This is a genomic window from Streptomyces sp. NPDC085946 (assembly GCF_044540485.1).
In the GTDB taxonomy this organism is placed as follows: domain Bacteria; phylum Actinomycetota; class Actinomycetes; order Streptomycetales; family Streptomycetaceae; genus Streptomyces.
The window spans coordinates 441164-468156 of the sequence record NZ_JBITSF010000003.1 but is presented as its reverse complement, the minus strand read 5'-3'; the positions used below and the strand labels follow the sequence as shown (position 1 = coordinate 468156).

The window sequence follows — 26993 nt, the reverse complement described above, 5'->3', positions numbered from 1 at the left end:
GTTGATAGGCCGGATCTGGAAGCACGGCAACGTGTGGAGGTGACCGGTACTAATAGGCCGAGGGCTTGTCCTCAGTTGCTCGCGTCCACTGTGTTAGTTCTGAGACAACGAACAGTTGTCGGCTTTGAGCAGAACATACAAGTAAAGAGTGTGCTTGTTCGCTCGAAACCATTAGGGTTTCGGTGGTCATAGCGTAGGGGAAACGCCCGGTTACATTCCGAACCCGGAAGCTAAGCCTTACAGCGCCGATGGTACTGCAGGGGGGACCCTGTGGGAGAGTAGGACACCGCCGAACAATCTTTGGAGGACCCCTGGTCACCAGCGTTCATGCTGGGACCAGGGGTCCTTTTCTGTTTTACGACAAGCACAGCCCGGAGCGCGCCGGGTACCCGGCTGCGCGAGAACGACTTGCGGTACCAAAGACAGGAGTCACCCATGTCCACCAACTCTCCCGAGGACCGACCGGAGCGCGACCAGCGGCGACGGGACAGTGGTGACCGCGGCGACCGTGGAGGCCAGCGCGGGGACCGGGGCGGCTTCCGCCGCGACAACGACCGTGGCGGCTACGGTCGTCGGGACGGTGACCGGGGCGGGTTCCGCAGGGACGACCGCCGGGGCGATGACCGTCGGAGCGACGACCGCGGCGGCTTCCGCCGTGACGACAACCGAGGAGACGACCGCGGGGAGCGCGGTGGCTTCCGTCGCGACGACAACCGCGGTGGCGGGTACGGCCGGCGGGACGACCGCCGGGGTGACGACCGCGGGCCGCGTCGGGACGACCGCGACCGTGGCGGCTTCCGCAGGGACGATCGCGGTGACCGTCCCTCGTTCCGTCGTGACGATCGTGGGGAGCGTCCCTCGTTCCGCAGTGATGACCGTGGGGAGCGTCCCTCGTTCCGTCGTGATGACCGTGGGGAGCGTCCCTCGTTCCGTCGTGACGACCGTGGGGAGCGTCCCTCCTTCCGCCGCGACGACCGTGGGGACCGTGGTGGGTTCCGCCGCGATGACGAGCGTGGTGAGCGGGGCGGCTTCCGCCGGGATGACAGCCGGGGCGGCGGCGGGTACGGCCGGCGGGACGACCGCCGTGACGACCGTCGGGGCGATGACCGCCGGAGCGACGACCGCGGCGGCTTCCGGCGCGACGACAGCCGGGGAGACGACCGGGGGCAGCGCGGTGGCTTCCGTCGCGACGACCGGCGGGACGACCGTCGTGATGACCGCCGTGACGACCGGCGCGAGGGTGACCGCGGTGGGTACGGCCGGCGGGACGACCGCCGGAGCGACGACCGTGGCGGCTTCCGCCGGGATGACAGCCGGAGCGGGTTCCGGCGGGACGAGCGCCGGGGTGACGACCGGCGCGGTGACGACCGCGGGGAGCGCGGTGGCTTCCGGCAGGACGACCGGGGTGGCGAGCGCGGTGGCTTCAGGCGGGACGACAGCCGGGGCGGGGAGCGCGGTGGGTTCCGCGGGCGGGACGACCGTGGCCGGGACGACCGCGGGCGTGGGCCGCGCCGGGACGACCGCGGTGGGCGGCCCGGTGGGTTCCGCGGGCGGGACGACCGGCGCGATGACCGCCGTGACGACCGGCGTGGTGGTGGGCGGTTCCGTGACGAGCGGGACCGGGACCGGGAGCCGATCAAGCGGCTGCCGATCCCTGAGGACGTCACGGGCGACGAGATCGACAAGGACGTGCGGCAGGAGCTGCAGAGTCTGCCCAAGACGCTCGCGGAGGACGTCGCCAGGAACCTGGTGATGGTCGCCCGGCTCATCGACGAGGACCCCGAAGGCGCGTACGGCTACTCCAAGGTGGCGCTGCGGCTGGCGTCCCGGGTCGCCGCCGTGCGCGAGGCCGCCGGGTTCGCCGCGTACGCGAACCAGAAGTACGGCGAGGCGCTCGCCGAGTTCCGGGCCGCGCGGCGGATGACCGGGTCCGTGGAGCTGTGGCCCGTCATGGCCGACTGCGAGCGCGGGCTGGGGCGGCCGGAGAAGGCACTGGACATGGCCGGGGCACCCGAGGTGCACAAGCTGGACAAGGCCGGACAGGTCGAGATGCGGCTCGTCGCGGCCGGCGCCCGGCGGGACATGGGGCAGCTGGACGCGGCCATCGTGACGCTGCAGAGCCCCGAGCTGGCGTCGAACTCGGTGCAGCCGTGGACCGCGCGGCTCCGGTACGCGTACGCCGACGCGCTGCTCGCCGCCGGGCGGCGGGGCGAGGCCCGGGAGTGGTTCGCGAAGGCCGTGGAGGCCGACCGGGACGGCAGCACCGACGCCTCCGACCGGCTCGCCGAGCTGGACGGAGTGGAGTTCGTCGACGCCCTGGACGAGAGCGGTGACGAGGACGGGACCGACGGCGGGCGTGAGGACGTTCCGTCGGAGGACGCCGACAAGGACTGACGTCCGTGTGACAGAGGGGCGGGGCCGACCGGGTCCCGCCCCTTTCGCGTGTCAGGCGTCCAGGACGCGCAGGACCAGGCCCGAGGCCGGCTTCGGGCCGAACGACGTGGACTTGCGGGGCATGGTCACGCCCTGGCGGGCCAGGTCGCGGACGACCTCCTCGCGGACCGGGTGCATGAGGACGGCCGTACCGCCGTCGCGCTGTGCCTTCGCGACCGTGGCGGCCGTGTCGTGGATGTAGGCGATGCGGGACGGGTCGTCCTCGGGGATGTGCCAGACGTGGCCGAGGAGCGTGGCGTGCAGGACCGTCGCGTCCAGGGTGCGCCACGCGGCGGGGCGGTCGGCCGGGACCGTGCGGGCCAGGAGGTCCGGGTCCGGGCGGTCGACGAGGTGGAAGGCGCCGTCGCCGGCCAGGACGAACGCGTTGCCCGCGCGGGCCGTGTCGGCCAGGGCCTCCATCGCGCCGGCCAGCGGCACGTCCAGGCGGCGGACGCGGAACAGGCCGTCGAGGGAGGCCAGGGCGTCCGCGACCGGCAGGCCGTGCAGCAGGCGGTGGATGGCGCGGACGCGCAGCGGGTAGCGGGCCGTGTCCACGAGGAGGACCAGCCCGTGGTCCCAGGGGCCGGGGGAGGCGTGCTCGGCGCGCAGGCGGCGGTAGGTCGCCCAGCGGTGGTGGCCGTCGGCGATGAGGGCCTGGTGGCGGGCGAGATCGGTCTGGACGCGCGCCACGTCCGCGGGGTCCGTCACCGACCACAGGCGGTGGCCGTAGCCGTCCTCCGTGGTCGTGGACAGCAGCGGGGGCTGCTGGGCGGTGCGTTCGACGAGGTCGGCCGTGGCCGCCGTCGAGCGGTCGCCGCGGTAGGTCAGCAGCAGCGGTTCGAGGTTGGCGGAGGTGGCCCGCATCAGGCCCGCGCGGTCGGCGACGACGTGCGGCATGACGTCCTCGTGGGGGAGCACCGCCTGCTCGGCGGGGTCCGAGACGAGCAGCGCGCCGATGACGCCGCGTTGCAGTGTGCCGTCGCCGGCGCGCTGTTCGTAGACGTACAGGCCCGGTTCCGGGTCGGTGGTCAGGACGCCTTCCGACCGCCAGCGCCGCAGGGTCTCGGCGGCCTGTTCGTTGCGCACGTCCGGTGTGGCGGCCTGCGGGAGGATCAGGCGGACGATGTTGTGGGGGTCGAGGGACTCGAGGTGGTGCAGGCCGTCGGGGCGGACCACGACGTCGTACGGCGGTGATGTCACGGCGGCCAGGCTCCCGACCCGGTCGGGGTCGTAGCGAAGTCCTCGGAACGGGGTGAGTTCCAGGCCTCGGCGTGCCGTTGCTTCCGGGTGACCTGCTGTATCCATCCCGGCATCGTACGTGTGTCACCGGCATGGGGGATGATCGTGGGAAGGCGAGCGAACGAGGAGCGATGCGGGATGAGCCGGAGCGTCAGGACGAGGCTCGAGGGCAGTGGGCAGGCCCTGAGTGAGGCGTACGACACGGCGCTGCTCGACCTGGACGGGGTGGTGTACGCGGGCGGGAACGCGATCGCGCACGCGGTCGAGTCGCTGGCCGCGGCCCGGGAGGGCGGGATGCGCCTCGCGTACGTGACCAACAACGCCCTGCGGACCCCGGACACCGTGGCGGACCACCTGACCGAGCTGGGCATACCGACGGGGGCCGACGACGTCATCACCTCGGCCCAGGCGGTCGCGCGGCTGATCAGCGAGCAGGTGCCGCGGGGCGCCCGGGTGCTGGTCGTGGGCGGGGAGGGGCTGCGGGTGGCGCTGCGCGAGCGCGGGCTCGTGCCCGTGGAGTCGGCGGACGACGATCCGGCGGCGGTGGTGCAGGGGTTCGGCGGAGCGGACCTGCCGTGGGGGCGTTTCGCGGAGGCCAGTTACGCCGTGGCGCGCGGGGTGCCGTGGTTCGCGTCCAACACCGACCTGACGATCCCGAGCGGGCGCGGGATCGCACCCGGCAACGGGGCGGCGGTGGAGGTGGTGCGGATCGCCACGGGGGCCGAACCGCAGGTCGCGGGCAAGCCGCTGCCGCCGATGCACCGGGAGACCATCCTGCGGACCGGGGCCGAGCGGCCGCTCGTGGTCGGGGACCGGCTGGACACGGACATCGAGGGCGCGTTCAACGGGGACGTCGACTCGCTGCTCGTGCTCACGGGGGTGACGGACGCGCCGCGGCTGCTGGCCGCGCCGCCGCAGCACCGGCCGACGTTCGTCGACGCCGACCTGCGGGGGCTGCTCACCGGGCAGCCGGAGGTCGCCGGGGACGACGGCGGTTTCCGGTGCGGGGGTTGGACGGCGCGGGCCGGGGCGGAACGGCTGGAACTGAGCGGTGACGGGGAGGCGCTGGACGGGCTGCGGGCGCTGTGCGCGGCGGCCTGGACGGCCGCCGGGGAGGGGGGGTGCGAACTGGACGCGGGCAAGGCGCTGGCACGGCTGGGGTGGTGAGGCGCGGGCCGGAGTCCCGTGACGAGTACGGCGTCGGGGCAGTTGGGCGGCCTCAGGATCTTGATCGATTGGCAGGGTAGGCTAACCTAACTGCGTGTTGGTCGACAGTCCTCCCGAACAGCGCGCGGAGACCGCCCCCGCGCCCCCGAACCGCCGGGCGATACGTGCCTTCGGGCTCCTCGTCTCGGCCGCGCTCCTGGTGCTCGTCGCGTCGGCGAGCATCGCGGTCGGCGCGAAAGAGCTGTCCCTGGGGCAGGTGTGGCACGGCCTGTTCGCGGAGTCGGGGACGTACGGCGACGTCGTCGTCGCCGAGCGGCTGTCGCGGACCGTCCTCGGACTGCTCGCCGGCGCGGCCCTCGGGCTGGCCGGGGCGGTGCTGCAGGCGCTCACCCGCAACCCACTGGCCGATCCCGGCCTGCTCGGCATCAACGCGGGAGCGTCCGCCGCGGTCGTCACGGCCATCACCTACTTCGGCGTCACCTCGCTCACCGGCTACGTGTGGTTCGCGTTCTTCGGCGCGGCCGCGGTCGGGGCGCTGGTGTGGTTCCTCGGCGGCAGCCGGGGCGCGACCCCCGTGCGGCTCGCGCTCGCCGGCACCGCGATCAGCGCCGCCCTGTACGGCTACCTCCAGGCCGTGATGATCATGGACGAGGCGGCGCTGGGCAAGATGCGCTTCTGGACGGTGGGTTCGCTGTCCTCGGCGGACGACTCGACCATCACGCAGGTGCTGCCGTTCCTGCTGGCCGGCATGGTGCTGGCGCTGCTCCTCGCCCGGCCGCTCAACGCCATGGCGATGGGCGACGACACCGCCAAGGCCCTCGGCGCCGACCTCAACCGCACCCGGGCCCTGTCCATGCTCGCCGCCACCATGCTGTGCGGGGCCGCGACCGCCGCCTGCGGGCCGATCATGTTCGTGGGGCTGATGGTGCCGCACGTCGTGCGCTCCTTCACCGGGCCCGACCTGCGCTGGATCCTGCCGTACGCGGCGGTCCTGTCGCCCGTGCTGCTGCTCGGCGCCGACGTCATCGGCCGGGTCGTGGCCCGCCCGGCCGAACTCCAGGTCGGCATCGTCACCGCGATCCTCGGCGGCCCGGTCTTCATCTTTCTCGTACGACGGCGGAGGACGGCCCAGCTGTGAAGACCAACCGTGCGGTGCGGACCCCGGGCGGGCTGTCGGTCCGGCTGGACGCGCGCGCCCTCACCGTCGTCGTCCTGCTGCTGGCCGCGGCGCTCGCGGCGAGCGTCGTCCTCATCGGCACCGGCGACTTCCCGATCCCGGCCGCCGACGTGCTCAGGACGCTGCTGGGCGAGGGCAACGCGGGCCAGGAGTTCATCGTCAACGAACTGCGGCTGCCGCGGGTCCTGGTCGGGCTGCTGGTCGGCGCCTCCCTCGGTCTGGGCGGCGCGCTGTTCCAGTCCATCTCCCGCAATCCGCTGGGCAGTCCGGACGTGCTCGGCCTCGGGCAGGGGGCGACGGCCGGAGCGCTCGTGGTGATCGTGCTGTTCTCCGGGACCGCGAACCAGGTCGCCGCCGGGGCGCTCGTGGGCGGGCTGGTGACCGGTCTCGCCATCTACGTGCTCGCCTGGAAGCAGGGCGTGCACGGGTACCGGCTGGTCCTCGTCGGCATCGGCGTCTCGGCGGTCGTCACCGCGGTCAACGGCTACCTGCTCACCAAGTCCGACATCGTCGACGCGGCCCGCGCGGTGGTGTGGATGACCGGGTCCCTCAACGGCCGCGACTGGGCGCAGGTCTGGCCGCTGCTCGGGCTGTGCGCCGTGCTGGTCCCGCTCGTCCTCGCCAACGCGCGCGGGCTGCGGATGATGGAGATGGGCGACGACGTCTCGTACGCCCTCGGGGTGCGGGTGGAGCGCGTGCGGATGCTGCTGATGGTGGCCGCCGTGCTGCTCACCGCGTCCGCGACCGCCGCCGCCGGGCCGGTCAGCTTCGTGGCGCTCACCGCGCCGCAGCTCGCCCGGCGGCTGACCCGCTCGCCCGGCCCGAACCTGCTGCCGTCGCTGTGCATGGGCGCCGCCCTGCTCGTCACCGCCGACTGGGCCTCGCAGCGGCTCTTCGGCGCCGACCAGCTGCCCGTCGGCGTGGTCACCGGCGTGCTCGGCGGTGTCTACCTGCTGTGGCTGCTGGTCACCGAGCGCCGGGCGGGCCGGATATGAACCACGGACCGGGCGCGGGTACGAGCGCCACGACCAGCGTCAGCAGCGGGCTGAACAACCAGAGGAGCACCGTGAACCGCCTGTCCGCCGAGAACGTCACCCTCGCCTACGACCAGCGCGTCATCGCCGAGCGGCTGTCGGTGGAGATACCCGACCACTCCTTCACGGTGATCGTCGGCCCGAACGCGTGCGGCAAGTCCACGCTCCTGCGGGCGCTGTCGCGCATGCTCAGGCCCAGCGAGGGCCGGGTGCTGCTCGACGGGCAGGTCATCCAGTCGATGCCCGCCAAGAAGGTCGCCCGGACGCTGGGGCTGCTGCCCCAGTCCTCGATCGCGCCCGACGGCATCACCGTCGCCGACCTCGTCGGCCGGGGCCGCTACCCGCACCAGGGCCTCCTGCGCCAGTGGTCGGCCGAGGACGAGCGGGTCGTCCAGGAGTCCATGCGGCAGACCGGTGTCGCCGAGCTCGCCGACCGGTACGTCGACGAGCTCTCCGGCGGCCAGCGCCAGCGCGTGTGGATCGCCATGGCCCTCGCCCAGCAGACCCCGCTGCTGCTCCTGGACGAGCCGACCACCTACCTGGACATCCAGCACCAGATCGACGTCCTCGACCTGTGCGCGGAGCTGCACGAGGAGCAGGGCCGCACGCTCGTCGCCGTGCTGCACGACCTCAACCACGCCGCCCGGTACGCCACCCACCTCATCGCCCTGAAGGCCGGCGAGGTCATCGCCGAGGGCGCGCCGAGGGACATCGTCACCGCCGACCTGGTCGAGGAGGTCTTCGGGCTGCGCTGCCAGATCATCGACGACCCGGAGACGGGCACGCCGCTGGTGGTCCCCGCGGCCCGCACGGCGCGCGCCCGCAAGGCGGCCGAGGAGCGCGTGGCGGCCACGGAAGCCTCCTGAGCCGGGACCGCGGGACCTTCTGAGCCGGAACCCCAGGAGTCCCCGAGGAGGGGCTACAGCAGCTTCCTGAGCCGGAACAGGTCCAGCAGGCCCGCCTCCAGCCGGACCCGGCCCGAGCCCCAGGCCCTGGCGAAGTTCAGCTCGCCGTTCACCAGGGCCACCAGGTCGTCGCCGGTCATGGCCAGCCTGATCTCGGCCCGCTCCGGCGGCGGGCCCGCGAGGGTGTCGTGCACCACGATGCGGCCCCCTTCGAGGCGGCCGGCGAAGGTGACGTCGAGGTCCTTGATGTGGCAGCTCACCGAGCGGTCCAGGGCGGCGGCATCGCGGACGTCCCCTTCGGCGTGCTGCATGCTGTCCGAGAGCTTGTCGAGTGCGGCGCGGCACTCCTCGATCGTGGCCATCGCGATCGACGGTACCGCAGCGGTTCGCGGTAGCGTCGGGGCATGGACGACCCCGATCCGGTTGCGCACCCGCAGACCCCGCGCGAGGCGGTGGAGGCCGGGCCGGCGCACGACCCCGCCGCCCCCGCCCCGCTCGGCGTGCCCCGCACCCCCACCGGCGACGCCGCCGTGGACGCAGCCCTGGAGCGGCTCGGTGACGCCGACCACCTCGCCACCGACGGACACGTGGAGGTGTACGAGGATGTACACCGGGGGCTGCGCGACGCGCTCACCGCGCTCGACGCCCGCCCGGGACCTCCGGTGCCCCCCTCGCCCTACGGGAACAGGAGCTGAACCGAACGTGGCAGGAGTCGCACGCCGCCGTCTGGACGCGGAGCTGGTCCGCCGGAAGCTGGCGCGCTCGCGCGAGCACGCCAGCCAGCTGATCGCCGCCGGGCGGGTCAGCGTCGGCAGGACCGTCGCGACCAAGCCCGCCACCCAGGTCGAGACCGCGGCGCCCATCGTCGTCGCGCAGGACGACAGCGAGCCCGACTACGTCTCGCGGGGCGGGCACAAGCTCGCCGGCGCGCTGGCGGCGTTCGTGCCGCGGGGCCTGGTGGTCGGCGGCCGCCGCGCGCTGGACGCCGGCGCGTCCACCGGCGGCTTCACCGACGTCCTGCTGCGGGCCGGTGCCGCGCACGTCGTCGCCGTGGACGTCGGATACGGACAACTCGCCTGGTCGCTCCGCAACGATGAACGCGTCACCGTCAAGGACCGTACGAACGTACGCGAGTTGACGCTCGAAGCGATCGATGGGGAGCCTGTGGATCTTGTGGTGGGGGATCTGTCCTTCATCCCGCTCGGCCTGGTGCTGCCCGCCCTGGTGCGGTGCGTGACGCCGGACGCCGACCTGGTGATGATGGTCAAGCCGCAGTTCGAGGTGGGCAAGGAGCGGCTGGGCAGCGGGGGAGTCGTGCGCAGCGCGCAGCTGCGGGCGGAGGCCGTGCGGGCAGTGGCCGCGAGGGCCTGGCAGCTGGGGCTCGGGGTGAAGGGCGTGACGGCCAGTCCGCTGCCCGGGCCCTCGGGCAATGTCGAGTACTTTCTGTGGCTGCGGGCCGGGGCACCGGAACTGGACCCGGCCGACGTTGACCGTGCAGTGGCGGAGGGGCCGCGTTGACACAGAACCGAGCTCGTACTGTTTTCCTGCTCGCCCACACCGGGCGGCCCGCGGCCATCCGCAGTGCCGAGCTCGTGGTCAAGGGGCTGCTGCGCTCCGGGCTCGGGGTGCGGGTCCTGGAGGCCGAGGCCTGCGACCTGCCGCTGCCGGACGAGGTGGAGACCGTCAAGGAGGCCACCCCGCAGTGCCTCGACGACTGCGAGCTGCTCATCGTGCTGGGCGGCGACGGCACCCTGCTGCGCGGCGCGGAGTTCGCCCGGGCCTCCGGGGTGCCGATGCTCGGCGTCAACCTCGGCCGGGTCGGCTTCCTCGCCGAGGCCGAGCGCGACGACCTCGACAAGGTCGTCGACCGGGTGGTGTCCAAGGCGTACGAGGTCGAGGAGCGGATGACCGTCGACGTCGTCGTGCACCGCAACGGCGACATCGTGCACACGGACTGGGCGCTGAACGAGGCGGCCGTGCAGAAGGTGTCCGCGGAGCGGATGCTGGAGGTCGTCCTGGAGATCGACGGGCGGCCGGTCACCGGGTTCGGCTGCGACGGCATCGTCTGCGCGACGCCCACCGGCTCCACGGCGTACGCGTTCTCCGCGGGCGGGCCGGTGGTGTGGCCGGAGGTCGAGGCGCTGCTGATGGTGCCGATCAGCGCGCACGCGCTGTTCGCCAAGCCGCTGGTGACCTCGCCGGACTCCGTGCTGGCCGTGGAGGTGCTGCCGCACGTCCCGCCGGGGGTGCTGTGGTGCGACGGGCGGCGGACGGTGGAGCTGCCGCCGGGGGCGCGGGTCGAGGTGCGGCGGGGGGCCGTGCCGGTGCGGCTCGCCCGGCTGCACCACGCCTCCTTCACGGACCGGCTGGTGGCGAAGTTCGCGCTGCCGGTCTCCGGGTGGCGGGGGGCGCCGCACTAGCGGCCCCCGGGGATCCTGCGCGCCGGACGCCGCCACCCGCGTGGGTGACAGGGGTGGGGCGGTCGCACTTCCCGGCCGGGACCTCGTAAGGTCGTGTCCGTGTTGGAGGAGATGCGGATACGGTCGCTCGGAGTCATCGACGACGCGGTCGTCGAGCTGTCGCCCGGCTTCACCGCCGTCACCGGTGAGACCGGTGCCGGCAAGACCATGGTGGTCACCAGCCTCGGGCTGCTGCTCGGCGGGCGCGCGGACGCGGCGCTCGTGCGGATCGGTGCCGACAAGGCGGTGGTGGAGGGACGGATCACCGTCCCCGCGGACGCGGCGGTGGCCGTGCGGGCCGAGGAGGCCGGGGCCGAACTCGACGACGGGGCGCTGCTGATCAGCCGGACCGTCTCCGCCGAGGGACGCTCCCGGGCCCACCTGGGCGGGCGCAGCGTGCCCGTGGGGCTGCTCGGCGAGCTCGCCGACGAGCTGGTGGCCGTGCACGGGCAGACCGACCAGCAGGGGCTGCTCAAACTGTCCCGGCAGCGGCAGGCCCTCGACCGGTACGCGGGCGACGCGGTCGCCGTGCCGCTCGCCAAGTACGCCGGGGCGTACAAGCGGCTGCGGGCCGTCGCCGCCGAGCTCGACGAGATCACCACGCGCGCGCGGGAACGGGCCCAGGAGGCCGACCTGCTGCGCTACGGCCTCGACGAGATCGCGGCCGTCGAACCGCGGGCCGGCGAGGACGCCGAGCTCGCCGAGGAGGCCGAGCGGCTGGGCCACGCGGAGGCGCTGGCGTCCGCCGCGCAGGTCGCGCACGCGGCCCTCGCGGGCGATCCGGAGGACCCCGAGGGGGTCGACGCCGGGACGCTCGTCGCGGGCGCGCAGCGGGCCCTGGAGGCCGTGCGGTCGCACGATCCGGCGCTGGCCGCGCTCGCCGACCGGATCGGTGAGGTCGGGATCCTGCTGCGGGACGTGGCCGGGGAACTGGCCGGGTACGCGGACGACCTGGACGCCGATCCGCTGCGGCTGGCCGCCGTCGAGGAGCGGCGGGCCGCGCTCACCGCGCTGACGCGCAAGTACGGCGAGGACGTCGCCGCCGTGCTGGCGTGGGCCGAGCGGGCTGCCCAGCGGCTGACCGAGCTCGACAGCGACGACGAGCGGATCGAGGAGCTGACCGCCGAACGGGACGCGCTCCGCGTCGAACTGGGCGGTCTCGCCCAGGCGTTGACGGACGCCCGCACCGAGGCCGCGGAGCGGTTCGCCGCCGCCGTCACCGCCGAGCTGGCGTCGCTGGCCATGCCGCACGCGCGCGTGTCCTTCGACATCCGGCAGACCGAGGACCCCGAGGGCGTCGAGGTGGGCGGCCGCACGGTGGCGTACGGGCCGTCCGGCGCCGACGAGGTCGAGCTGCTGCTGGCCCCGCACCCGGGGGCGCCGCCCCGGCCCATCGCCAAGGGCGCCTCGGGCGGTGAGCTCTCGCGCGTGATGCTGGCCGTGGAGGTCGTCTTCGCGGGGACCGACCCCGTGCCGACGTACCTCTTCGACGAGGTCGACGCCGGTGTCGGCGGCAAGGCGGCCGTGGAGATCGGGCGGCGGCTCGCGCGGCTCGCGAAGACCGCGCAGGTCGTGGTTGTCACGCATCTGCCGCAGGTGGCCGCGTTCGCCGACCGGCAGCTGCTGGTCGAGAAGACCAACGACGGCTCCGTCACCCGCTCCGGCGTGAAGGTCCTGGAGGGCGAGGACCGCATCCGGGAGCTGTCCCGCATGCTCGCCGGCCAGGAGGACTCCGAGACGGCGCGGGCGCATGCGGAGGAGCTGCTGGCCACGGCCCGTGCGGACGGCTGACGCCGGGGTCGGATGAGCGGGGCCGCGCGCGGGACCGGCGGTTCGATCGGCGGTCCCGCGCGCGGCCTCGCGTCCGCCTTGCCCCGGGCCGGACGGCCGTTCTCCGCGCCACGGCTCCCGGCGGCCGGGACCGCCGGGAGCGGCCCCGTCCCGCCGGGCGGATCGTCGACCCGTACGGCCGGGCCGGCCGTCGCGGGGTCCGCGGCGGTGGGCGCCCGGCGGATACGGCCCGACGCCGGGGCCGCAGGGCGTAGGACGACGTCGTGGGGGCGGACGATCCGCGGCGCGGGTTCCGGGCGCGTCCGGCCGCGCCGCGCGGCGGTGAGGTGACCGGCGGGGCGGTCGAGCCGTCCGGGAACCCGGCGGCCGGGCTCGCCGCCGGGGCGCGGCCCGGCGGCACGGTGCTCGCGGGCGTCGTGATCGTCGGGGCCGCCCGCGCCGTCGACCTCGTGGCCATACGGCCGGGCCGGGCCGCCGGGGCGGTGCTCGTGCTCGGGGAGCCGGGGCTGGTGCGCGGCGGCGCGGCGGGCGGACCGTGCGCCGCCGCGGCGGGCGTGCTGCCCGACGGCCTCGGCGAGCGCGTGATGATCGGCGACACGGGAGCGCACGCGCTGGGCACGGCCCTGGGGGCGGTTCTGGGACGGTTCTGGGGCGGTCGTGGGCGCCGGGCGGAGGGGGCTGCGTGCCGTCGAGGGCGGGCTTGTGGTGACGGTGGTGTGGGGGCGGCGCGGTGAGCCGGGTGGCGGCCCGGCAGCGGGGGCGCTGGAGCGGCTCGGCTGTCCGGCGGCCCCGGAGGGCCGGTGAGCCGGTGGTCGCCCTCGCGGCGGGGATCGTCGCGGCGAGCGGTCCGTGGGGTTCGGAAGTCGCGTGATGCGGCGGCGGGGGCGCCGACGGCCGGCTCGACGGCTCGGTGGGAACGGGCGGTCGTCCCCGCCGGGGGACCCGTGAGGCCCGGGTGATGTTCGAGGGCTGCGTGCGCCGGGGCGTGTGCGCCGGTGTGCGGGCGTGGTCGTGGGCGCTGGGCGGTCGAGGCGCGCGCCACGGCGCGTGGCGGACGGGTGCGGGGGAGTGGAGTGAGCCGGGTGGCGCGCGGCGGGGCGTGCGCTTGAGCAGGCCGTGGAGGGGCGGTGCCGGGATCGTCCGGGCGCCGGTCGTGGGGGACGGCCGCGCGGCGGGACGGGCTCCCGGCCGGCAGGGGGAGCGGCGGGGTCACTCGTACGGGTGACGATGTCCGTCTCGTTGCCGTGGCAGTCGTGCGGGCGCGGCGCCCGCCGTTCCCGGAACGCCCGTACGTCCTGGCATCCTTGACGGTGTACGCGTAGCACACCGGGCGGTACGCCCCCTCTGCTCGATCCGGCTGTACTTTCTTCGTGACCGCCCACCCCGAACCAGGAGCCCCGGCCACGTGACCCCCCTGAGCAGCCCCTCACCGCACGGCCAGTCGCCGCTGCGCACCGTGCAGGTGCTGGGCGGAGGCAACGCCGCCAGCAGCGCCCACGTGCGCTCGCTGGCCGCGGGGCTCGTCGCGAGGGGCGTGAGGGTCACGGTGTGCGCCCCCGCCGAGGCCGATCACGCCTACGACTTCACCGGTGCCGGCGCCGACCACGTGCACGTGCCGCGCAGCAGCGACCCGGTCTCGGTCGCGGCGCTGCGGGCGGCCTGCGCGGAGGCCGACCTGGTGCACGCGCACGGGCTGCACGCCTCCTTCCGCACCGTGCTGGCCCTCGGCGGGCGGCGCGTGCGGACCCCGCTCGTCGTCACGTGGCACGACCGTGCGCACGCCGAGGGACCGCGCGCCCACCTGCTGCGGGTGCTGGAACGGCGGGTCGCCAAGGCGGCCACCGTGGTGCTCGGGACGACCTCCCCCCTGGTGGACCGGGCGCGCCGGACCGGTGCCCGCGACGCGCGGCTGGCGGCCGTCACGCTGCCCGGCCCGCGCGGGCGGCGCGCACCGCAGGACCTCGACCGCCCCAAGGTCCGGGCCGAACTCGGCGCCATCGGGCGCCCGTTGCTGATGACGGTCGGCTCGCTGGAACGGCACCGGGGGTACGACGTCCTGCTGGACGCCACGCGCGCGTGGTGCCGTCTCGACCCCGTGCCGCTGGTCGTGATCGCGGGGGAGGGGCCGCTGCGCGGCGAACTCCAGCGGCGCATCGAGGACGAGGGGCTGCCGGTCCGGCTCATCGGCCGGCGCGACGACATCGCCGACCTGCTCGCCGCCGCCGACCTCGCGCTGCTGCCGAGCCGGTGGGAGGCGCGCTCCGTCCTCGCCCAGGAGGCCCTCCACGCGCGGGTGCCGCTCGTCGCGGCCCGGGCCGGCGCCGTCCCCGAACTCGTGGGCGACGCCGCCGAACTCGTCCCCCACGGGGACGCGACCGCGCTCGCCGACGCCGTGGTGCGCCTGCTCGGCGACCCCGAGCGGTGCGCGCGGCTGACGGAGCGGGGGGTCCGGCAGGCGGCCACCTGGCCGACCGAGGACGAGACAGTCGCCCAAGTGCTGAGCGTCTACGACGAGTTGACGCAACCGCAGCCGTTGCTCTAGTCGGCCGCAGCCGTTGCTCCAGCCGGTTCGCTCGGCAGTCGCCGCTTCGGCCCGGCACCGGCCGGCGCGGCGGCAGACGCCGCTTCAGCCGACGTGCCGCCGGGCCCGCAGCGCCAGGCTCAACGCCAGTACCGTCTGCGGGTCGTCGAGGTCCGTGCCCAGCAACTCCCCGATGCGCGCCAGCCGGTTGTACAGCGTCTGCCGGTTGAGGTGCAGCTCGCGGGCCGTCTCCGCCTTGCGGCCCGCGTGGGCCAGGTACGTCTCCAGGGTCGGCAGCAGCGGCGGCCGGGAGCGGTCGTCGTGGTCCCGCAGCGGGCCGATCGCGCGGTCCACGAAGGCCGCCAGGTCCGGGTGGTCGCGCAGCCGCCACAACAGCAGGTCGATGTCGAGGCGCCGGGCGTCGTACCAGGGACGGTCGGGCAGGCCCTGCGCTGCGGTCGCCGTCTCCGCCGCGTGCCGCAGTCCCGCCGTGGCCGCCGCCCAGCCGCCCGCCACCCCGACGACCACGACCGGCGCCTGCGCCCCCGGCCGCAGCATCCCGGCCCGTTCCGCCCCGGCCCGCAGCGCCGCCGCGACCCGGTCCGCGACCGCCGGCCGCTCCGCCTCCGCGCGCAGGCCAACCAGCAGCATCACCCGGCCCTCCACCGGCCGTACGCCCAGCAGGACCGGGACGCCCACCGAGGCCAGCTCCTCGCCGACCGCGCGGGCCAGGACCGCCCAGCCCCCGCCCTGCGCGAGGGTGTCGCCCAGCCGCATCACGACCGGCAGCAGCGGGCTGCCGCCCGGCTTGAAGCCCAGGACGCGCGCCTGCGCGGGCGCGTCCTCCGCGGTGACCCGGCCCTCGGCGAGGTCGGTGAGGAAGTCGCCGCGCCCGCGCGCCGCCAGCTCCTCCTCCTGACGGGCCTGCATCAGCACCACGGCCAGGATGCCCGCGGCCCGTTCGGCCGCCATGCGGTGCACCGGGACCAGGGGCGCCCGGACGGGCAGCAGCACCAGCCGCGCGCGGACGCCGCCGGCGCCCGGCCCGCCGCCGGGCACGTCGACGAGGACCGAGCCCGGCAGCGGGGTCTCCTTGTGCTGGCCGCGCAGCCCCTCCCACACCTGGAGCGGGTCGGCGCCCTCGGGGCCGGCCCCGGCGGCGTACAGCAGCCGCCCGTCGGCCGTCTCCAGGAACACCGGGTTGCCCGCGAAGTCCGCCAGGATGCCGAGGACTTGGGAGATGCCGCCGCCGCCGAGCAGTGCCTGGGTGCAGCGGCGGTGCACCTCCTCGGCGCGCTGGAGGAGCGCGTAGTGGCCGTTGACGATCTCGGTGTGGATCTCCTCCGTGACCGCCACGAACGGCACCTCGCGGTGCAGCTGGACCAGCGGCAGCCCGGCCGCGCGGGCCGTGTCGACCAGGGCGGCGGGCAGCCGGGTGAAGCGCGGGCCGAGCTCCACGACCAGGGCCGCGATGCCGCGCTCGGCCAGGGTCCGTACGAACGCGCGCTGTTCGGCGGGGCGGGTGCCCATGCCGTAGCCGGTGGTCAGCAGCAGTTCGCCGCCCTTGAGCAGCGAGGCGATGTGGGGCACCTCGCCCGCGTGCACCCAGCGCACCGTGCGCCCCAGCCGGTCGGCGCCCGCCAGGACCTCGGGCAGGCCGCCGCGCAGCCCGGGCAGTTCCAGCGCCCGCCGCACGGTGATGCCGGCGCCGTCGGTGTCGAATCCGCTGTCCATGCGCCGGACGCTACCCGCGCGCGTGCGTCCGGCACATCTCCGCGCGGTTACGGGGACGATCACCGCGGCGCCCGGCACGACACTGCGTCGCGCGCGCCGCCGTTCTGCACGACCTCCTGTCGCTTGTGGCATGCGTCACTCCGTCGACACACTGACGCATCCGAAAGGCAAGCCCGGTTCGGCCTTCGGATTTCGTCGCAGCAGCACAGCGAAAGGGGCGGGAATGGCAGAAGAACCCACGCGAGAGGTCCATCGTCTGAAGGCTGGTTCCGTAGGTCTGGTGGGTGTGGTGTTCATGGCGGTCGCCACCGCCGCGCCCATCACCGCGATGACCGGCAACCTGCCCATCGCGGTCGGCTTCGGCAACGGCACCGGCGCGCCCGCCGGTTACCTCTTCGCCACGCTGGTCCTGACGGTGTTCTCCGTCGGCTACGTCGCCATGGCCCGCCGCATCACCGCCGCGGGCGCCTTCTACGGCTACATCTCGCACGGCCTGGGCCGCATCACCGGCATGGCCTCCGGGATGCTCGCCGTCCTGGCGTACATCGTCTTCGAGGCGTCGATCGTCGGCGTCTTCTCCTACTTCGCGCAGACCACCGTCCACGACCAGCTCGGCCTCGACGTGCCCTGGGCCGGGTACGCGGCCGCGATGCTCGCGGTCACCGCGGCCCTCTCCTACTTCGACATCAACCTGACCGCGAAGGCCCTCGGCGTGATGCTGATCGCCGAGATCGCGGTCCTGTTCGCGGTGGCCACCGCCGTCCTGCTCCACGGCGGCGGCCCGGACGGCATCCCGCTGGAACCCGTCGACCCGAGGAACGCCTTCACCGGCGCCTCCGCCGGACTCGGCCTGTTCTTCGCCTTCTGGTCGTGGGTCGGCTTCGAGTCCACGGCGATGTACGGCGAGGAGTCCCGCGACCCCAAGCGCGTCATCCCGCGCGCCACCCTGATCTCGGTCGTCGGCGTCGGCCTGTTCTACATCTACGTCTCCTGGATGACCATCGCCGGCAACGGCCTGCGGGGCTCCGTCGAGGTCTCCGCCGGGATCAGCCCCCTGGACCTCTTCTTCGGCCCGGCGCACGCCTACCTCGGCGCCTGGGCCGTCGACGCCTTCCAGTGGCTGCTGGTCACCGGCTCGTTCGCCTGCGGCATGGCCTTCCACCAGTGCGCGGCCCGCTACCTGTACGCCATCGGCCGCGAGGGCTTCCTGCACCCCGCCCTGGGCCGCACCCACGCCCGCCACGGATCGCCGTACGTCGCCTCCTTCGTCCAGTCGGGCGTCGCGGTCGCGCTGGTCGGCGCCTTCTGGCTGACCGGTCAGGACCCCTACGTCCACCTGTACACGCTGCTGGCGATCCTCGGCACGATGGCGATCCTCATCGTGCAGACGCTGTGCTCCTTCGCGGTCATCGGCTACTTCCGCCGCCACCACCCCGAGGACCGGCACTGGTTCCGCACCCTCACCGCCCCGCTGCTCGGCGGCATCGGCATGATCGCGGTCGTGGGGCTGCTGGTGGCCAACCTCGACACCGCGGCCGGCACGGCGGCGGACTCCCTGTTCTTCACGGCCATCCCGTGGATCGTCGGGCTGGTCTTCTGCGGCGGCCTCGGGCTCGGCCTGTACCTGCGGGCCCGCCGCCCGGAGCGCTACGAGGTCATCGGCCGGATCGTCCTGGAGGACGCGGCCGAACGCACGGACGACGAGATCGAGGAAGCCCCCGCCCACGCCTGAGGAGCCCACCGTGTCCCGTACGCACGCCCTGCACGTCCTGCGCGCCCTGGCCGCCGACCACGCGGCCGCCCACCGGCTGGGCCTTCCCGTGGCGGAGGCCGCCGTCCGCCGGCGCTCGCTGCTGAGGGGAGCGGCGGCCCTCGCGGCGACCGCGACCGCGGCGGGCACCGCCGTGGCCGCCGCCCCCGGAGCCCGGGCCGCCACCGCGCCGGCCGCGGCCGGCGCGCCCCGCATCGCCGTCGTCGGCGCCGGCATCGCCGGGCTCACCGCCGCCCTCACCCTGCGCGACGCCGGTCTGGCCTGCACGCTCTACGAGGCCCACCCCGACCGGGTCGGCGGCCGCATGTACACCCAGCGCGACCACTGGGCGTACGGCCAGACCTCGGAGATCGGCGGCGAGCTGATCGACACCAGCCACAAGAAGATGCTGGAACTGTGCCGCCGGTTCGGGCTGCCCGTCGAGGACTTCCTCGGCGGCGGGCCCAACGGAGCGGAGGAGGTCCTCTGGTTCGACGGCGCGTACTACCCGCGCGAGCGGGCGGAGGAGGACTTCAAGGACGTCTACCAGGCCCTGCACCGCGACCTGGTCGAGGCGGGCGAGGTGAAGTGGAACCGGAGCACTGCGGCCGGTACCGCCCTGGACGAGACGTCCCTGTACGACTGGATCGAGTCCCGCGTCCCGGGCGGCCACGACTCCCCGCTCGGCCGGCTCCTCGACGTCGCCTACACCGTCGAGTACGGCGCCGACACCACCGAGCAGTCCTCGCTCGCCCTGGTGCTGCTGATGGGCTACCAGACCAACCCCGGCGACTTCAACATCTGGGGCCTGTCCAACGAGCGCTACCACATCACCGGCGGCAACGACCGGCTCCCGCGCGCCATCGCCGGCTTCCTGCCCGAGGGAACGATCCGGCACGGCTGGTCCCTGGAAGCCGTCCGGGCCGGCGCCGACGGCACGCAGACCCTCACCTTCACCGAGTCCGGCTCCGTCCGGACCGTCACCGCCGACCACACGGTCCTGTGCGTCCCGCTGCCCGTCCTCAAACGCCTCGACCTCGGCCGGGCCGGCTTCGACCCCCGGATGACGAACCTGATCCGCGACGCCCGCATGGGCCACTGCACCAAGCTCAACCTGCAGTTCACCGGCCGCCCCTGGCGCGGCACCGGCCCCTGGCCCGGCGTCTCGGCGGGCGACTGCTTCACCGACACCGAGGTCCAGCAGACCTGGGACACCACCAAGATCCAGCCGGGCACGGGCGGCATCCTCATCCAGTACAACGGCGGCAGCCGGGCCGCGGCCCTGACGCCCGCGGGCCCCTTCTCCCACGAGGGCGACCCGTACGTCACGGGGCTGGCGCGGCGCCGCCTCAGCGGCATCGACGCCTTCTTCCCCGGCACCTCGGCGGCCTGGACCGGCCGCGCCCAGCTCTCCGCCTGGCACCTGGACCCCCATGCCCTGGGCGCCTACTCGTACTGGCCGGTGGGCTACCTCCACCGGTACGCGGGCTACGAGGGCACGGCGCAGGGCAACGTCCACATCGTCGGCGAGCACTGCTCCTACGACTTCCAGGGCTTCATGGAGGGCGGGGCGACCGAGGGGGAGCGGGCGGCCCGGGAGGTGATCGCCGCGGTGGCGTAGCGAAGCGGTCCCGGTGGGCGGCGGTCCCGCCCACCGGGACACCGCCCACCGGGAGCCTGCCCGGAGCGGGGCTGGTCAGCCGCCGTACGCCCCGGAGACCGTCAGGCGCAGCGCCGTGTCGATCAGCGGCACGTGGCTGAACGCCTGCGGGAAGTTGCCGACCTGGCGCTGCAGGCGCGGGTCCCACTCCTCGGCGAGCAGGCCGAGGTCGTTGCGCAGCGACAGCAGCTTCTCGAACAGCTTGCGGGCCTCGTCCACGCGGCCGATCATCGCCAGGTCGTCGGCCATCCAGAACGAGCACGCCAGGAACGCGCCCTCGTCGCCGGGCAGGCCGTCGACCCCCTCGTCGTCGCCCTGCGTCGGGTAGCGCAGGATGAAGCCGTCCGGCGTGGACAGCTCCCGCTGGATCGCCTCGATGGTGCCGATGACCCGCTTGTCGTCCGGCGGCAGGAAGCCCACCTGCGGGATCAGCAGCAGCGAGGCGTCCAGCTCCTTCGAGCCGTACGACTGCGTGAAGGTGTTGCGCTCCTCGTCGTAGCCCTTCTCGCACACGTCCCGGTGGATCTCGTCGCGCAGTTCCTTCCAGCGCTCCAGCGGGCCGTCCGCGTCGCCGGACTCGATGAGCTTGATGGTGCGGTCGACCGCGACCCAGGCCATGACCTTGGAGTGCACGAAGTGGCGGCGCGGGCCGCGCACCTCCCAGATGCCCTCGTCGGGGTCCTGCCAGTGGTCCTCCAGGTACTGGATCAGCTTGAGCTGGAGCAGGGAGGCGTAGTCGTTGCGCGCCAGGCCCGTCATGTGGGCCAGGTGCAGGGCCTCGGTGACCTCGCCGTACACGTCGAGCTGGAGCTGGTGGGCGGCGCCGTTGCCGACCCGGACCGGGGCGGAGTTCTCGTAGCCGGGCAGCCAGTCCAGCTCCGCCTCGCCGAGCTCGCGCTCGCCGGCGATGCCGTACATGATCTGCAGGTTCTCCGGGTCGCCGGCCACCGCCCGCAGCAGCCACTCGCGCCAGGCGCGGGCCTCCTCGCGGTAGCCGGTGCGCAGCAGCGAGGACAGGGTGATCGCCGCGTCGCGCAGCCAGGTGTAGCGGTAGTCCCAGTTGCGCACGCCGCCGATGTCCTCGGGCAGCGAGGTGGTGGGCGCGGCGACGATGCCGCCCGTGGGGGCGTACGTCAGGGCCTTCAGCGTGATCAGGGAGCGGATCACGGCCTCCCGGTAGGGGCCGTGGTACGTGCAGTGCTCGACCCACTCGCGCCAGAAGTCCTCGGTCGCCTCCAGCGACTGCTCGGGCTCGGGCAGCGGCGGCGGCTCCTTGTGCGAGGGCTGCCAGGAGATCGTGAACGCGATCCGGTCACCGGGAGCGACCGTGAAGTCCGCGTACGTGGTCAGCGACTTGCCGTAGGTCTCGGCGTGTGTGTCGAACCACACCGAGTCGGGGCCCGCGACGGCCACCGTGCGCCCCTCGTGCTTGTGCACCCACGGGACGATCCGGCCGTAGGAGAACCGCATCCGCAGGGCCGAGCGCATCGGCACGCGGCCCGAGACGCCCTCCACGATGCGGATGAGCTGCGGGGCGCCGTCGCGCGGCGGCATGAAGTCGGTCACCCGGACCGTGCCGCGCTGGGTGTCCCACTCGGACTCCAGGATCAGCGAGTCGCCGCGGTAGCTGCGCCGGGCGGCCCGGGGCGGTTCCTGGTCGGGGGAGTGCGCCGGGCCGAGCCGCCAGAAGCCGTGCTCCTCGGTGCCCAGCAGGCCGGCGAAGATGGCGTGCGAGTCGAAGCGGGGCAGGCACAGCCAGTCGACCGTGCCGTCCCGGCAGACCAGGGCAGCGGTCTGCATGTCTCCGATGAGTGCGTAGTCTTCGATGCGCCCGGCCACGTGCAACTCCAGTCGAACGGCCACGTCACCCCGCGAGGGGGCTGTCGCTAGTGCGGTCAAGGGGTTTTTGTATTGCGTCGTTGAGCGATGAAACACAACAGTCGCTCTGCCGTGACGCAAAACGCCAATTGTTGCTCAACGAACTGACGAGCTCTCGTTGTTCCGGTGTTTACGGTCGGGGGTGGTGCCGTGTGGCCGGCCGGGCTCGGCAGCGAGTGTCCGAGCAGGATACGACGCACGTAGATGATCTGTGTGCCGCTCCGGGCAACGCGCATCCGCCGAACGAGTGACCGGCGGGCGGCGGCGACGGGGCTCCGGAACGCCTCCGTGTCGGCCCGTGCGCGGAGCGTGGCCGGAAGCCATCTCTCCGGGGCGCTGATACGCTGGTAGCCCGTGGACCGGTGGGCGCCCCCCGTAGGGATGCACTTCCCGAGGGGACCCCCGAACCGCAGCGACGGCCCCCCGGAACCCTTCCGGCAGGACAGCCGCACCGCACCCCCATACCGCGACCACGGGAGCCCCCTCTTGGCCATGCCGCCCGCTGCTTTCCGAAACAGCACCTCGACGACCAAGCACATCTTCGTCACCGGGGGTGTCGCCTCCTCGCTCGGCAAGGGGCTGACCGCCTCCAGCCTCGGCATGCTGCTCAAGGCCCGCGGTCTGCGCGTCGTGATGCAGAAGCTCGACCCGTACCTGAACGTCGACCCCGGCACGATGAACCCCTTCCAGCACGGTGAGGTGTTCGTCACCAACGACGGCGCCGAGACCGACCTGGACATCGGCCACTACGAGCGGTTCCTCGACCGCGACCTGGACGGCTCGGCCAACGTCACCACCGGCCAGGTGTACTCGACCGTGATCGCCAAGGAGCGGCGCGGGGAGTACCTCGGCGACACCGTGCAGGTCATCCCGCACATCACCAACGAGATCAAGCACCGCATCCGCCGCATGGCGACGGACGAGGTCGACGTCGTGATCACCGAGGTCGGCGGCACGGTCGGCGACATCGAGTCGCTGCCGTTCCTGGAGACCGTCCGCCAGGTCCGCCACGAGGTGGGCCGGGACAACGTCTTCGTCGTCCACATCTCGCTGCTGCCCTACATCGGCCCCTCCGGCGAGCTGAAGACCAAGCCGACCCAGCACTCGGTCGCCGCGCTGCGCAACATCGGTATCCAGCCGGACGCGATCGTGCTGCGCTGCGACCGCGAGGTGCCGACCGCGATCAAGCGGAAGATCTCGCTGATGTGCGACGTCGACGAGGCCGCCGTCGTGGCCTGTCCCGACGCCCGCTCGATCTACGACATCCCCAAGACCGTGCACGGCGAGGGCCTGGACGCCTACGTGGTCCGCAAGCTGGACCTGCCCTTCCGCGACGTGGACTGGACGACCTGGGACGACCTGCTCGACCGCGTCCACAACCCCGACCACGAGGTCACCCTCGCCCTGGTCGGCAAGTACATCGACCTGCCCGACGCCTACCTGTCGGTCACCGAGGCGCTGCGCGCCGGCGGCTTCGCCAACCGCGCCCGCGTCAAGATCAAGTGGGTCACCTCCGACGACTGCAAGACCCCGGCCGGCGCCGCGGCGCAGCTCGGCGACGTCGACGGCATCTGCATCCCCGGCGGTTTCGGCGAGCGCGGCGTGAACGGCAAGGTCGGCGCCATCCGCTACGCCCGCGAGAACAAGGTGCCGCTGCTCGGCCTCTGCCTCGGCCTGCAGTGCATCGTGATCGAGGCCGCGCGCAACCTGGCCGACATCTCCGACGCCAACTCCACCGAGTTCGACCCCGCCACCGGGCACCCGGTCATCTCCACCATGGCCGAGCAGATGGACATCGTCGCCGGCGAGGGCGACATGGGCGGCACGATGCGGCTCGGCATGTACCCGGCGAAGCTGGCCGAGGGCTCGATCGTGCGCGAGGTGTACGACGGCAAGGAGTACGTCGAGGAGCGCCACCGGCACCGGTACGAGGTGAACAACGCCTACCGCACCGAGCTGGAGAAGAAGGCGGGCATCGTCTTCTCCGGCACCTCGCCGGACGGCAAGCTCGTCGAGTACGTGGAGTACCCGCGCGAGGTGCACCCGTACCTGGTCGCCACCCAGGCGCACCCGGAGCTGCGCTCCCGGCCGACGCGTCCGCATCCGCTGTTCGCGGGCCTGGTCAGGGCCGCGGTCGAGCGGAAGACCTCCGAGTAACGCACCGGTTGTACGGTGACCGGGGTGCGTGCCTGCGACGGGTGGGCACCCCGGTTTTCGTTCGGGCACGTGGAAGGACTGGTATGACGATCAAGGACTCGCCCGAGGAGTGGGAGATCCGGGCCACGGAGACCCCGTTCCGGGGCAACAAGACCTCCGTGCGCACCGACGAGGTGGTCATGCCCGACGGGACGGTCGTCAAGCGTGACTACCAGGTCCACCCCGGTTCGGTGGCCGTCCTCGCCCTCGACGAGGCGGACCGCGTCCTGGTGCTGCGCCAGTACCGCCACCCGGTGCGCCACAAGCTGTGGGAGATCCCGGCCGGCCTGCTCGACGTGCCCGGCGAGAACCCGCTGCACGCCGCCCAGCGCGAGCTGTACGAGGAGGCCCACGTCAAGGCCGAGGACTGGCGGGTGCTGACCGACGTCTACACCACGCCCGGCGGCTGCGACGAGGCCGTGCGGATCTTCCTCGCGCGCGGCCTGTCGGAGGCCGAGGGCGAGCGCTTCGTGGTCGAGCACGAGGAGGCCGACATGGAGATCGAGCGCGTCCCCGTCGCGGACCTGGTGCGGGGCGTGCTCGCCGGCGAGCTGCACAACAACTGCCTCGTCGTCGGCGTCCTCTCGCTGGTCGCCGCGCGTGACGGCGACGGGCTCGACGGGCTCCGCCCGGCCGAGGCGCCCTGGCCGGCGCGTCCGTTCGACGCCTGACCGGCCGCTCCCGTCCCTGCCGCCCTCCCGGTGTGACGATCTGCTGATCCGATCGGGGGACGTGCCCGCCGCGCTCCACCGGGAACGTCGCAGAGCGTGAACTAGGCTCTGGAGACGCCCGAACCGGAGTCCCGGCGGGCCCCGGTGTGCGGTGGGACGGGAGTGTGGCCCGTGACGGACCAGGCGGTGGACACAGGCGGTGTGCAGCTCTTCGGGCAGACGGCCGGGGGGAGCCGGTTCCTGGGCCGTACACGGGAGCTGAAGGAGCTGTGCGCCGACATCGAGCGCACCGGCCTGGACACCCTCGCCGGCCGCAAGGCCCCCCGCGCGCGCGTGCTGCTCATCGCGGGCCGCCCGGGCTCCGGCCGCACCGCGCTCGCCGAGGAACTCGTCCGGCAGGTCGCGCGGCGCTACCCGGACGGGGTGCTGCGCGCCCGGCTGAGCGAGCCCGACGGCACGCCCGTCCCCGTGGAGCGCGCCGCCCGGGACCTGCTCGCCGCGCTCGGGCACCCCGCCCCGGCCGGAGCGGCCGAGGACGACCTCACCGCCGACCTGCGCGCCGCCCTGGCCGACCGCCGGGCACTGCTGCTGCTCGACGACGCCGCCGACGCCGGACAGGTCGACGCCCTGCTGCCGGCGACCCCGGACTGCCTGGTGGTCGCCGTCTCCCGGGGCCCGCTGACCGGCATCGCGGACGTCCGCCCCTGCACCCTGGGCGGCCTCGACACCAAGTCCGCGGTGGAGTTGCTCTCCCGGCACACCGGGTCGGTCCGCATCACCGTCGACCCCCGGGCCGCCGAGCACCTCGCCGAGATCTGCGAGGGCCACCCGGCCGCGCTCACCCTGGCCGGCGGCTGGCTCGCGGCCCGCCCCCAGGCGGCCGTCTCCGACCTCGCCAAGCAGCTGCGCGCCGAGGACGGCGAGGGCACCGCGCTCAGCCGCGTCCTCCGGCTCGCCCACGCCGCCCTGCCCCCGTCCGCCGCCCGCACGCTGCGCCTGCTCTCGCTCGCCCCGGCCGGCCTGGTCGACCCGCAGATCGCCTCCTCGCTCGCCGGGTGCTCGGTGGACAGCGCCCGCACCGCCCTGGACGACTTCGCCGCCCTCGGCTTCCTGCGCACGGTGGACTCGCCGCTGCCGGAGTACGAGGTGCCCGGCTGCCTGCACCCGCTGCTGCACGCCCTCGCCGTGGCCCTGGACCGGCCGGCCGAGCTCCAGCTGGCCCGCGCCCGCATGCTGGAGCGGACCGTACGGCTGCTGCAGTCCTGCCGCGCGATCACCGAGACGGACAGCCCGCAGGCCCGCGAGAAGCTCCTCGCCATGCCGCACGCCCTGCGCTTCCCCAGCCCGCGGGCCGCCGCCGACTGGCTGCGCATCCGCCGGCCCGCCCTGCTGGCCGCCGCCCGGCTGGCGGTCGCCGACGGGGAGCTGGACACCCTGGCCCGCCGGCTGATGGCCCAGCTGGTGCGGGCGATGGCCGCCCACGTCGGCACCCAGGCCGCCGCCCCCGACCTGTACGGCATCCACGGCCTGGTCCTCGACGTGGCCGAGCGCCGCGACCTGCCGCGCGAGAAGGCCGCCGCCCTGCTGAACCTCGGCGACCTCGACGCCCGGACCGGACGCACCGCCGAGGCACTGGTGCGCTACCGGGCCGCGCTGGACGCGGGACGCGAGGCGAACGACCCGTACGCGACCGGCCGCGCGATGGAATCCGTAGGCGGCGCCCACCTGGAGCTCGGCGACTACGACCGGGCCGCCGACTGGTTCGGCCGCGCCCTGGTCGAGCGGCTCGCCCGCGACGAGCGCGCCGACGCCGCCCGGCTCTACGGCCGGATCGCCGCCGCCCACACCTTCGCCGGGCGCTACGGCGAGGCGCTGCGCAACTGGCGCGCCGCGGCCGCCGGACACCGCAAGAACGGCGATCTGGCCGCCCACGCCCGGGCGTTGAGCGAACTGGCGCGCGTCCAGGAGTACGCGGGGCGGCCCGAGGAGTCGCTGCGCACCTGCCGGGAGGCCGTGGAGTGGGCGCGGCGTGCCGAGGACACCCGCCTGCAGGCCGCCCTGCACCTGCGGGTGGCCGACACCCTGGACCACCTCGGCGACCCGGTGGCGGCCGGGCTGCACCGGAGCACGGCCGAGCGGATGCTGGAAGAGGAGGCCGAAGAGGGCCTCCAGGAGCCCCCCGAGGGCGACTCATCCCTGGAACAGGGAGCTAACACCTGCGAAATCCGCAGTGCACCCACTGAAGATTGATGCAATGAAAGGCTAGACAGCGGGAACACCTTCATTAGACTGGCTCTGCCGCACTTTCTCCTGCGGTCTCTCCCGGTGTGCCCAAGCGCGTCCGGGTATGTCTAGTGATCCCCCCATACCCTCTGAGC

General features: G+C 74.1%; 20 protein-coding genes, 2 rRNA genes and 1 pseudogene. 19 read left to right on the top strand and 4 right to left on the bottom strand.

Translation table 11 applies throughout. The features are described from left to right. The 4 genes and pseudogenes from ACIF8T_RS10050 to ACIF8T_RS10035 form a co-directional block, all read left to right on the top strand. Window positions 1-73: ribosomal RNA gene (locus ACIF8T_RS10050) — 23S ribosomal RNA — on the top strand; the annotation flags it as partial. Window positions 74-178: 105 nt separating this feature from the next. Beyond that, window positions 179-295 (top strand): 5S ribosomal RNA (rrf, locus tag ACIF8T_RS10045). A gap of 140 nt (window positions 296-435) precedes the next feature. Further along, window positions 436-1311, top strand: a pseudogene (locus ACIF8T_RS10040) (hypothetical protein); the annotation flags it as partial. Between the two features lie 333 nt (window positions 1312-1644). Continuing rightward, the gene (locus ACIF8T_RS10035) at window positions 1645-2394 is read left to right on the top strand and encodes a hypothetical protein (RefSeq protein WP_400033124.1); all 750 of its coding nucleotides are present in this window, start codon (window positions 1645-1647) and stop codon (window positions 2392-2394) included. A 51-nt stretch (window positions 2395-2445) separates the two neighbouring features. Here ACIF8T_RS10035 and ACIF8T_RS10030 read toward each other — a convergent pair whose 3' ends face one another. Continuing rightward, window positions 2446-3738, bottom strand: a complete 1293-nt coding sequence (locus ACIF8T_RS10030; RefSeq protein ID WP_400033081.1) for a DUF1015 domain-containing protein — start codon at window positions 3736-3738, stop codon at window positions 2446-2448. A 72-nt stretch (window positions 3739-3810) separates the two neighbouring features. Here ACIF8T_RS10030 and ACIF8T_RS10025 point away from each other — a divergent pair, with 72 nt between their 5' ends. The 4 genes from ACIF8T_RS10025 (at window position 3811) to ACIF8T_RS10010 (ending at window position 7916) form a co-directional block, all read left to right on the top strand. Then, window positions 3811-4839 carry an HAD hydrolase-like protein gene (locus ACIF8T_RS10025; RefSeq protein WP_400033079.1) on the top strand — a complete coding sequence of 343 codons (1029 nt, stop codon included), beginning with the start codon at window positions 3811-3813 and terminating at the stop codon, window positions 4837-4839. 94 nt (window positions 4840-4933) lie between these two features. Then, a complete protein-coding gene (locus tag ACIF8T_RS10020; protein ID WP_400033077.1) occupies window positions 4934-5977 on the top strand; it encodes a FecCD family ABC transporter permease in 1044 nt (347 codons plus the stop codon). Then, window positions 5974-7011 carry a FecCD family ABC transporter permease gene (locus tag ACIF8T_RS10015; RefSeq protein WP_400033075.1) on the top strand — a complete coding sequence of 346 codons (1038 nt, stop codon included), beginning with the start codon at window positions 5974-5976 and terminating at the stop codon, window positions 7009-7011. The genes ACIF8T_RS10020 and ACIF8T_RS10015 overlap by 4 nt, the downstream gene beginning before the upstream one ends. Next, complete coding sequence (locus tag ACIF8T_RS10010) at window positions 7008-7916, top strand: ABC transporter ATP-binding protein (RefSeq protein WP_400033073.1); 909 nt, start codon at window positions 7008-7010, stop codon at window positions 7914-7916. The genes ACIF8T_RS10015 and ACIF8T_RS10010 overlap by 4 nt, the downstream gene beginning before the upstream one ends. Before the next feature lie 53 nt (window positions 7917-7969). On the opposite strand, the gene ACIF8T_RS10005 is transcribed toward ACIF8T_RS10010, so the two are convergent. Further along, window positions 7970-8317, bottom strand: a complete 348-nt coding sequence (locus ACIF8T_RS10005) for a sterol-binding protein (protein WP_400033071.1) — start codon at window positions 8315-8317, stop codon at window positions 7970-7972. Between the two features lie 42 nt (window positions 8318-8359). Between ACIF8T_RS10005 and ACIF8T_RS10000 the strand changes: the two genes are divergently transcribed. From ACIF8T_RS10000 to ACIF8T_RS09975, 6 genes are all read left to right on the top strand, one after another. Continuing rightward, a complete protein-coding gene (locus ACIF8T_RS10000; RefSeq protein WP_400033069.1) occupies window positions 8360-8650 on the top strand; it encodes a hypothetical protein in 291 nt (96 codons plus the stop codon). Window positions 8651-8657: 7 nt separating this feature from the next. Further along, on the top strand, window positions 8658-9473 hold the full coding sequence (locus tag ACIF8T_RS09995; protein WP_400033067.1) for a TlyA family RNA methyltransferase: 816 nt from the start codon (window positions 8658-8660) through the stop codon (window positions 9471-9473). Continuing rightward, on the top strand, window positions 9470-10375 hold the full coding sequence (locus ACIF8T_RS09990) for an NAD kinase (protein ID WP_400033065.1): 906 nt from the start codon (window positions 9470-9472) through the stop codon (window positions 10373-10375). The genes ACIF8T_RS09995 and ACIF8T_RS09990 overlap by 4 nt, the downstream gene beginning before the upstream one ends. Window positions 10376-10486: 111 nt before the next feature. Next, entirely contained in the window at window positions 10487-12205 is a 1719-nt protein-coding gene (gene recN, locus ACIF8T_RS09985; protein WP_400033122.1) for a DNA repair protein RecN, read from the top strand. Between the two features lie 263 nt (window positions 12206-12468). Continuing rightward, on the top strand, window positions 12469-12939 hold the full coding sequence (locus ACIF8T_RS09980) for a hypothetical protein (RefSeq protein ID WP_400033063.1): 471 nt from the start codon (window positions 12469-12471) through the stop codon (window positions 12937-12939). 671 nt (window positions 12940-13610) lie between these two features. Continuing rightward, window positions 13611-14747, top strand: a complete 1137-nt coding sequence (locus ACIF8T_RS09975) for a glycosyltransferase family 4 protein (RefSeq protein ID WP_400033061.1) — start codon at window positions 13611-13613, stop codon at window positions 14745-14747. A gap of 84 nt (window positions 14748-14831) precedes the next feature. On the opposite strand, the gene ACIF8T_RS09970 is transcribed toward ACIF8T_RS09975, so the two are convergent. After that, window positions 14832-16460, bottom strand: coding sequence for a PucR family transcriptional regulator (locus tag ACIF8T_RS09970; RefSeq protein ID WP_400033059.1), 1629 nt, complete (start codon window positions 16458-16460; stop codon window positions 14832-14834). Window positions 16461-16683: 223 nt separating this feature from the next. Between ACIF8T_RS09970 and ACIF8T_RS09965 the strand changes: the two genes are divergently transcribed. Both ACIF8T_RS09965 and ACIF8T_RS09960 read left to right on the top strand, forming a co-directional pair. Then, entirely contained in the window at window positions 16684-18192 is a 1509-nt protein-coding gene (locus ACIF8T_RS09965; RefSeq protein ID WP_400033057.1) for an APC family permease, read from the top strand. Between the two features lie 10 nt (window positions 18193-18202). Further along, on the top strand, window positions 18203-19831 hold the full coding sequence (locus tag ACIF8T_RS09960) for a flavin monoamine oxidase family protein (protein ID WP_400033055.1): 1629 nt from the start codon (window positions 18203-18205) through the stop codon (window positions 19829-19831). 75 nt (window positions 19832-19906) lie between these two features. Here ACIF8T_RS09960 and ACIF8T_RS09955 read toward each other — a convergent pair whose 3' ends face one another. Further along, on the bottom strand, window positions 19907-21709 hold the full coding sequence (locus ACIF8T_RS09955) for a glycoside hydrolase family 15 protein (protein WP_400033120.1): 1803 nt from the start codon (window positions 21707-21709) through the stop codon (window positions 19907-19909). 531 nt (window positions 21710-22240) lie between these two features. Between ACIF8T_RS09955 and ACIF8T_RS09950 the strand changes: the two genes are divergently transcribed. The 3 genes from ACIF8T_RS09950 to ACIF8T_RS09940 all read left to right on the top strand — a co-directional run bounded on the left by ACIF8T_RS09950 (window position 22241) and on the right by ACIF8T_RS09940 (window position 26865). After that, window positions 22241-23905: a CTP synthase gene (locus tag ACIF8T_RS09950; RefSeq protein ID WP_400033053.1), complete on the top strand. Its 1665-nt coding sequence runs from the start codon at window positions 22241-22243 to the stop codon at window positions 23903-23905. Window positions 23906-23988: 83 nt separating this feature from the next. After that, window positions 23989-24615 (top strand): NUDIX domain-containing protein, encoded by a 627-nt coding sequence (locus tag ACIF8T_RS09945; protein WP_400033051.1) that lies wholly within the window; start codon window positions 23989-23991, stop codon window positions 24613-24615. Between the two features lie 171 nt (window positions 24616-24786). After that, entirely contained in the window at window positions 24787-26865 is a 2079-nt protein-coding gene (locus tag ACIF8T_RS09940) for a tetratricopeptide repeat protein (protein ID WP_400033049.1), read from the top strand. Window positions 26866-26993: the final 128 nt, after the last annotated feature.